We start from the raw sequence: 8,349 nt of genomic DNA on the forward strand, positions 1-8,349 counted from the left end.
CCGAGAGGACGACCATGTCTTCCCCAGAGATCGCACCCCCACCCCCGCGCGACACCGTGATCGAACAGCACTCGATCGACTATGTGCCCAGCTCCGAGCGGCACGGCAAGGTCTGGCACCAGGGTCCGTTCTGGTTCACCGGCAACTTCGTGCTGCCGACCATGGTCGCCGGATTCGTCGGCCCCGCCATGGGGCTGAGCGTCTGGTTCACCGTGCTCGCCGTTCTGCTCGGCGTCGTCTTCGGCACCTTCTTCATGGCGTTCCACGCCAACCAGGGCCCCCGGATGGGTCTGCCGCAGATGATCCAGTCGCGTGCGCAGTTCGGCAGCCGGGGCGTCATCGTGCCGTTCGCCGCGACCGTGTTCGTGTACGTCGGCTTCCTCGTCTTCGACACGATCCTGGCGGCCCAGGGCCTCGGGCTCGTCCTGCCGGACATCAAGCTGTTCTGGTACCCGGTGCTGATCGCGGTCTCGATCGTCATCGCGGTGGTGGGGCACGATCTGCTCCACTTCGTGCAGCGCTGGCTGACGTATCTGCTGATCGTGGTGTTCGCGATCCTCACGATCACGGCCATCGTCCACTTCTCCGGCAACCCGGTCGCCGAGGGCGCCCCCGCCGCCACCGCGGGCTGGGACCTCACGGCGTTCCTGGTGCAGTTCTCGCTGGCCGCCGGGTACAACATCAGCTACGCGGTGTACGTATCGGACTACACCCGCTACCTTCCGGCGAACGTGTCGTCGAAGAAGCTGATCACCTCCGTCTACGCGGGCGCCACGTTCTCGGCGGTGTGGCTGATGTCGCTGGGCGCGATCCTGTCCAGCTATCTGCCGGACCCCGACCCGATCATCGCCCTCCGCGAGGTCGGCGACATCCTCTTCCCCGGCTTCGGGCTGATCGCGGTGATCGTCTCGGTGCTGGCACTGATCTCGATCATGGGCGTCAACGCGTACGGCGCGATGCTGACCGGCACGAGCGCCGTCGACGGCTTCAAGAAGGTCCGCCCGACGGTCCGGCTGCGCGTCATCGGGCTCATCGTCGTCGGTATCGCCTCGCTCGTCGTGGCGCTGCTGATCCCGGACGACTACATCGGCAGCTTCAACAACTTCGTCCTGCTGATGCTGTACTTCCTGGTGCCGTGGACCGCCGTCAACCTCGCGGACTTCTACTTCGTGCGCCGGGGCAAGTACGCGGTCGCGGAGATCCTCAAGCCGGACGGCCTGTACGGGCGCTGGGCCTGGCGCGGTGTCGTCGCGTACGTCATCGGGTTCCTGGCGATGATCCCGTTCTTCTCCAGCAGCTTCTACGTCGGGCCGGTCGCGGACGCCCTCGGCGGCGCGGACTTCTCCTTCGTGGTCGGTCTGCTCGTCTCCGGCGGTCTGTATCTGCTCTTCGCCCGCAGCCTCGACCGCGGGGCCGAGGACCGGGCGCGGGCGGCGAGCGAGGCCGAGCTGGAGGGCTCCGTACGATGACATCGGCTTCGGCGGGGGCGGCGGGTCCCGAGGCTTCGGCGGAGGCGGCAGGTGCGGAGGCGTCGGCGGAGGCGGCAGGTGCGGAGGCGTCGGCTCCGAAGACTTCTGCGGAAGCATCGGCTCCGGGGCCGGCCCCCGCCTCCCCCGGCACCGTCACCGTCGCCTGCTGCCAGCTCGCGCTGCGGGTCGGCCGGGCGGCGGAGAACCGGGAGCGCATCCGTGCGGCGATCCGTACCGCCGCCGGGCGGGGCGCGAACGTCGTGGTCCTCCCCGAGCTGGCCAACTCCGGCTATGTCTTCACCGGCCACGCGGAACTGCTGGCGACGGCCGAGCCGATCGACGGCGCGACCATCCGGGAGTGGGAGGCGCTCGCCGCCGAACTGCGCCTGGTGATCGTCAGCGGATTCGCGGAACTCGGCGCGGACGGCCGTGCCTACAACACGGGCGTCCTGATCGACGAGACAGGGCTGCGGACCGCGTACCGCAAGGCCCACCTCTGGAACGCGGAGAAGACGTACGGCTTCACCCCGGGCGACGGCCCGCCACCCGTGCTCGACACTCCGTACGGCCGGATCGGCATGATGGTCTGCTACGACGTCGAGTTCCCCGAGTGGGTACGGCTGGTGGCGCTGGAGGGCGCCGAGCTGCTGTGCGGGCCGGTGAACTGGCCGCTGTACCCCCGGCCCGACGGCGAGCGCCCCGGCGAGATCGTCCGCGTCCAGGCGGACGCGGCGGTCAACCGGATGTATGTCGCGGTCGCCGACCGCACCGGCACCGAACGCGGACAGGACTGGCTCGGCGGCACGGTGATCGTGGACGCCAACGGCTACCCCGTGACCGAACTCCAGCTGGGCGAGGAGGCGATCGTCACCGCGACGATCGATCTCGCCGAGGCCCGTGCCAAGGCCATCAGCGAACTCAACGATGTGCACGCGGACCGGCGCCCCGAGCTGTACGGGCCCGTCACCCGCGCGGAAAGGGAGCAGTCATGACCGTCATGGCCGGGACGACGACCGTCGCCATCGTCCAGCAGCCGCCCGCTCTGCTCGACCTCGCCGAGTCGCTGCGCCGGGCCGCCGCGCACATCACGGAGGCCGCCGCATCCGGCGCGGCGCTCGTCGTGTTCCCGGAGACCTGGCTGACCGGCTATCCGGCCTGGGTGTTCGGGCTGGCCGGCTGGCGGGACACCACGGCGCAGCACTGGCACGCCCGGCTGCTCGAACAGAGCCCGGTCCTCGACCACCACGGCGGCGACGAGGACGATCTCGCGCCGATCCGCGCCGCGGCCCGCGAGGCGGGGGTGACCGTGGTGCTCGGTCTCAACGAGCGCCCGTCGCGGGCGAGCGGTTCGCTCTACAACTCGCTCCTCACCATCGGCCCGGACGGCCGCACCCTGAATCTGCACCGCAAGCTCTCCCCCACGCACACCGAGCGCATCGTCTGGGCGGCGGGCGACGGAGCGGGCCTGCGGGTCGTGGACACCCCGGCCGGGCGCGTCGGCGGTCTGGTCTGCTGGGAGCACTTCAACCCGCTCGCCCGGCACTCCCTGCACGCGCAGAACGAGGAACTCCACATCGCTGCCTGGCCGGACATGCCCGAGAGCCACACGATCGCGGCCCGTTCGTACGCGCTGGAGGGCCGCTGCTTCGTCATCTCCGCCGGGCTCGTCGTCTCCACCGACGACCTGCCCGCGGATCTCTACGACGCCTATCGCGCGGGGGTCGGCCCGGACGCCCCGGAGAGCGGGCTGCTCTTCAACGGCGGTTCGAGCATCGCGGGTCCCGACGGATCGTGGGTCGTGGAGCCGGTGTTCGACGAGGCCCGCGTCATCACGGCGACGCTGACGACGGGCAGGCGCTACGAGCAACTCCTCGATCTCGATATCGCGGGGCACTACGCCCGGCCCGATGTGTTCCGGCTGTCCGTGGACCGGAGCCGCCGGGACACGGGTGTGACCTTCACCGAAGAGACCGATTGAAAGTATTTGACACTTTTTGCAACTGCTTGATACCGATTGAACCATTGAGCTGATCGGCCCGGTCGGGGGACGGGCCGGTCATCGACGGTGACGCTGGTCATCGGCGGAGGCGCGGCAGGCGGGGCGGGGCCTGGTCCGCCGGGCCGCCCGGCGGACCGGGGCGCGGGGGCGGGGGCGGGCCACCGGTCACCGCACCGGCTCAGACCGGCCAGCTCAGGCGCACCGGCTCAGACCGGCCGGGCCCGGGCCGTCAGCAGCACCAGCAGGGACAGACCCAGCAGCGCCCCGCCCAGGAGCAGTACGCCCACCTCCCCCGACCGGTCCATGACCGCGCCGCCCGCCCCCGCGCCGAGGGCGATCGACGCGTTGAAGACGCCCGCGAACAGGCCGGACGCCGCTTCGCGGGCATTCGGCGCGGCCAGCACCATCCAGGTCTGGGCCGAGACCGAGAGACCCCCGTACGCCAGTCCCCACACCACCAGCAGCCCCACCGACAGCCAGACGCTGCCACCGGCCGCCGCCAGCAGGGCCACGGTCCCGGCGAGCACGGAGGCGATCGCGACCAGGGCACGGCGGGGGGAGCGGGACGCCACCGTACCGCCGAGGAAGTTCCCCGCGACGCCCGCGACTCCGTAGACGAGCAGCAGTCCGCTGATCGCCCCGGCCGCGATGCCGTCGACGCGCTCCAGTACCGGGCGGACATAGGTGTACGCGGCGAAGTGCCCGACCACCAGCAGCGCGACCGCCACCAGACCGGTACGGAGCAGGGGGGTCCGGACGAGGGCGGCCATCTCCTTCGGGCGGACGGCCCGCTCCGCCGGGAGCGGCGGCAGCAGCGCGGCGAGCACCCCGGCGACGGCCGCCGCGAGCGCGCCGACCGCGGCGAAGCCCCACCGCCAGTCGGCGACATCGCCGATCAGCGCGCCCGCCGGGACGCCGAGCACGGAGGCCACCGCGATCCCGCTGAAGATCACGGCGGTGGCGCGGCCCGCCGATTCCCCGGGCATGAGCCGATGCCCGAGACCGGCCGCGATCGCCCACACCCCGCCGATGCAGACCCCCACGACCAGCCGGGCCGCGAGCAGCACCGGCATCCCCGGGGCGAGCGCCGAGACCACGTTGGCGGCGGCGAGCAACAGCAGCAGCCCGCACAGCAGAGCGCGCCGGCCGGCGCGGCCCGCGAGGGCGGGCAGCAGCGGAGCAGTGATCGCGGCGACGACACCCGGGAGAGTGACGGCAAGCCCCGCCCTCCCCTCGGACACCTCCAGACCCGCGCCGATCGGGCCGAGCAGCCCCACGGGCAGCATCTCGGTGGTGACGACGGTGAAGATGGCGACGGCCACGGCGCACACGGCGGCCCACCCGCGCGCGGCGCTCAAGGGGCGCCCGGGCGTACCCATGGCGCGTTCGGTGGTCATACCCCCAGCGTCCGTGGCACCCGCGCGGGGGACAACGGCGAAACCCCTCGTCCCTGGGTGCTCCGGAGCCGTACGGGGCCGCCCCGGTGGACAGCCGAGGCGGGCCCGGCTCGGCGCGGACTAATCCCGGTGGCCGGAATCCGATCGCCGTACCTCGAAGTGGAAGCACCCCTGCTCCAGCGCCCTGATGTGCACCAGCGCCACCGCCGGGTCGGCGAACGCCTCGTCCAGAGCCGCGTCGAACGCCTCGCCGACCGCCTCGGGGACCGCCGCGCCGACCGCCTCGGGGACCGCCGCGCCGACCGCCTCGGGGATCGTGAGCAGCCGGCCTCCGGTGATCCGGCCCTCCGTGTCGTAGCGGCGCAGGGTCCGCTGCGCTCCGGTCCTGGCGAAGGGGTAGCCCGCCCCCGGCCGGGGGCCCTCGCACGGCTCGGCGTGGATGAAGACGGGGCCCTGCTCGTCGTACGCGCCGGGGTGGGCCCCGCGCTCCGCCGCCCAGCGGCGCAGCGGGGCGTACGAGACGAGAGCGATCGACTCCCCCGCCCGGCTCGTGCGCAGACAGCAGCGCAGAGGTGCGCCGCCCTTGGGGTCGGTGTACGGGGCACACGGGTTGCCCGCGTCGTCCGTGACGCGGAGCCGGTCGAGGGCGGCGGTTTCGATCGGGCGGACGGGGTACTTCGTGGCGGTGGTCGTCATGGGGACAGCGTGGCGCGGGCAGGCGGCTGATTCCGGCGGAATTCGGACATCGAAGTCCGGGGACCCTGCGCCGCAATAGTCACGGGCGGCCCGTGCGCACCGCGTGGAAGGATGACGTCAATCGTCACGAAGAACCCGAAATCAAGGAGATGACCGGGTGCCTGGCACGAATCTGACCCGAGAAGAGGCGCAGCGGCGCGCGCGCCTGCTCACGACCCACGCGTATGAGATCGACCTCGATCTGAGCGGGGCGCAGGAGGGGGGCACCTACCGGTCGGTGACCACGGTGCGCTTCGACTCCGCCGAGGCGAACGCCGAGACCTTCATCGATCTGGTCGCCCCTGCGGTCCATGAGGTCGTCCTGAACGGCAAGTCGCTGGACGTCGCCGCGGTCTTCCGTGACGCGCGGATCACGCTGAACCATCTGCACGAGGGCCCGAACGAACTGAAGGTCGTCGCGGACTGCTCGTACACCAACACCGGCGAGGGCCTGCATCGCTTTGTCGACCCGGTGGACCAGCAGGCGTATCTCTATACGCAGTTCGAGGTGCCGGACGCCCGCCGGGTCTTCGCGAGCTTCGAGCAGCCGGACCTCAAGGCGACGTTCCAATTCACCGTAAAGGCCCCTGAGGGCTGGACGGTGATCTCCAACTCCCCGACCCCGGAGCCGGCTGACAACATCTGGCGCTTCGAGCCGACGCCCCGGATCTCGACGTACATCACGGCCCTGATCGTGGGCCCGTACCACGCGGTGCACAGCACCTACGAGAAGGACGGCCAGTCGGTGCCGCTCGGCATCTACTGCCGGCCGTCGCTGGCCGAGTACCTCGACGCGGACGCGATCTTCGAGGTCACCCGGCAGGGCTTCGACTGGTTCCAGGAGAAGTTCGACTACGCCTACCCGTTCGCCAAGTACGACCAGCTCTTCGTGCCGGAGTTCAACGCGGGCGCGATGGAGAACGCGGGCGCGGTGACCATCCGCGACCAGTACGTCTTCCGTTCGAAGGTGACGGACGCGGCGTACGAGGTGCGGGCGGAGACGATCCTGCACGAGCTGGCCCATATGTGGTTCGGCGACCTGGTCACCATGGAGTGGTGGAACGACCTCTGGCTGAACGAGTCGTTCGCCACCTACACCTCGATCGCCTGCCTGGCCGCCGCGCCCGGCTCGCGCTGGCCGCACTCGTGGACGACGTTCGCGAACTCCATGAAGACCTGGGCGTACCGGCAGGACCAACTGCCGTCGACGCACCCGATCATGGCGGAGATCCGGGACCTCGACGACGTCCTGGTGAACTTCGACGGCATCACCTACGCCAAGGGCGCCTCGGTCCTCAAGCAGCTCGTGGCGTATGTCGGCCAGGACGAGTTCTTCCGGGGCGTACAGGCGTACTTCAAGGCGCACGCCTTCGGCAACACCCGGCTGACCGATCTGCTCGGCGCGCTGGAGAAGACCTCCGGCCGCGATCTGACGACCTGGTCGCAGAAGTGGCTCCAGACGGCGGGCATCAACGTCCTCCGCCCGGAGATCGAGACCGACGGCTCGGGCACGGTCACCTCCTTCGCCGTACGGCAGGAGGCCCCGGCGCTGCCCGCCGGCGCCAAGGGGGAGCCGACCCTCCGTCCGCACCGGATCGCGATCGGCTGCTACGACCTCGATGCGGACGGCAAGCTGGTCCGGACGAACCGGATCGAGCTGGACGTCGAGGGCGAGCTGACCGATGTGCCGTTCCCTGCGGGCACCCGGCGGCCCACCGTGATCCTGCTGAACGACGACGATCTGTCGTACGCCAAGGTCCGCCTGGACGACGCGTCCCTCAAGGCCGTCAAGGAGCATCTGGGCGACTTCACCGAGTCGCTGCCGCGCGCCCTGTGCTGGGCCTCCGCCTGGGACATGACCCGGGACGGCGAACTGGCGACCCGGGACTATGTGGAGCTGGTCCTGTCGGGCATCGGCAAGGAGTCGGACATCGGGGTGGTGCAGTCGCTGCACCGGCAGGTGAAGCTGGCGATCGATCTGTACGCGGCGCCCGAGTGGCGCGAGGCGGGGCTGACCCGCTGGACGGACGCGACGCTCGCGCATCTGCGGGCGGCCGGTGCGGGCAGTGACCATCAGCTCGCGTGGGCACGGGCGTTCGCCGCCACCGCGCGCACCCCGCAGCAGCTGGATCTGCTCCAGGCGCTGCTGGACGGCACCGAGTCGATCGAGGGGCTGGCGGTCGACACCGAGCTGCGCTGGACGTTCGTTGAGCGGCTGGCGGCGACCGGCGTCCTCGACGAGGACGGCATCGCGGCGGAGGCCGAGCGGGACAAGACGGCCGCCGGCCAGCGCCATGCCGCCACCGCGCGGGCGGCCCGCCCGACCGCCGAGGCCAAGGCCGAGGCATGGGCGTCGGTCGTCGAGGACGACTCCCTGCCCAACTCGATGCAGGAGTCGATCATCGCGGGCTTCGTCCAGACCGACCAGCGCGAGCTGCTCGCCCCGTACACCGCGAAGTTCTTCGCGGCGGTCAAGGGTGTGTGGGAGTCCCGCAGCCATGAGATGGCCCAGCAGATCGCGGTCGGGCTCTACCCGTCGGTCCAGGTCTCGGCGGCCACCGTCGATGCCACGGACGCCTGGCTCGCGTCGGCCGAGCCGAACGCGGCGCTGCGCCGGCTGATCTCCGAGTCCCGCTCGGGCGTCGAACGCGCGCTGAGGGCCCAGGCGGCGGACGCGGCGGCCTGAGCCACCTCCGTACTCCCCCTCCGTATCCCTTCCGTACCCCTTCCGTACCGCATCGCCCCGGGG

General features: G+C 71.2%; 6 protein-coding genes. 4 read left to right on the forward strand and 2 right to left on the reverse strand.

Translation table 11 applies throughout. The features are described 5' to 3' along the window. Positions 1-14 precede the first annotated feature (14 nt). Genes ACWF94_RS03045 through ACWF94_RS03055 form a run of 3 tightly spaced genes read left to right on the forward strand, consistent with a single transcriptional unit; the run spans position 15 to position 3,447 of the window. A complete protein-coding gene (locus ACWF94_RS03045; protein WP_453484101.1) occupies positions 15-1,469 on the forward strand; it encodes a purine-cytosine permease family protein in 1,455 nt (484 codons plus the stop codon). Further along, positions 1,466-2,461, forward strand: a complete 996-nt coding sequence (locus tag ACWF94_RS03050) for a nitrilase-related carbon-nitrogen hydrolase (protein ID WP_453484103.1) — start codon at positions 1,466-1,468, stop codon at positions 2,459-2,461. The genes ACWF94_RS03045 and ACWF94_RS03050 overlap by 4 nt, the downstream gene beginning before the upstream one ends. Beyond that, the gene (locus ACWF94_RS03055; protein WP_453484104.1) at positions 2,458-3,447 is read left to right on the forward strand and encodes a carbon-nitrogen hydrolase family protein; all 990 of its coding nucleotides are present in this window, start codon (positions 2,458-2,460) and stop codon (positions 3,445-3,447) included. The genes ACWF94_RS03050 and ACWF94_RS03055 overlap by 4 nt, the downstream gene beginning before the upstream one ends. Positions 3,448-3,674: 227 nt before the next feature. Here ACWF94_RS03055 and ACWF94_RS03060 read toward each other — a convergent pair whose 3' ends face one another. Both ACWF94_RS03060 and ACWF94_RS03065 read right to left on the reverse strand, forming a co-directional pair. Beyond that, a complete protein-coding gene (locus tag ACWF94_RS03060; RefSeq protein WP_453484106.1) occupies positions 3,675-4,865 on the reverse strand; it encodes an MFS transporter in 1,191 nt (396 codons plus the stop codon). A gap of 120 nt (positions 4,866-4,985) precedes the next feature. Next, positions 4,986-5,561: a DUF1203 domain-containing protein gene (locus ACWF94_RS03065; RefSeq protein WP_453484107.1), complete on the reverse strand. Its 576-nt coding sequence runs from the start codon at positions 5,559-5,561 to the stop codon at positions 4,986-4,988. A gap of 157 nt (positions 5,562-5,718) precedes the next feature. Here ACWF94_RS03065 and pepN point away from each other — a divergent pair, with 157 nt between their 5' ends. Next, positions 5,719-8,286, forward strand: coding sequence for an aminopeptidase N (gene pepN / locus ACWF94_RS03070; protein WP_453484109.1), 2,568 nt, complete (start codon positions 5,719-5,721; stop codon positions 8,284-8,286). The last annotated feature ends 63 nt before the right edge of the window (positions 8,287-8,349 follow it).

Source organism: Streptomyces sp. NPDC055078 (genome assembly GCF_053607985.1).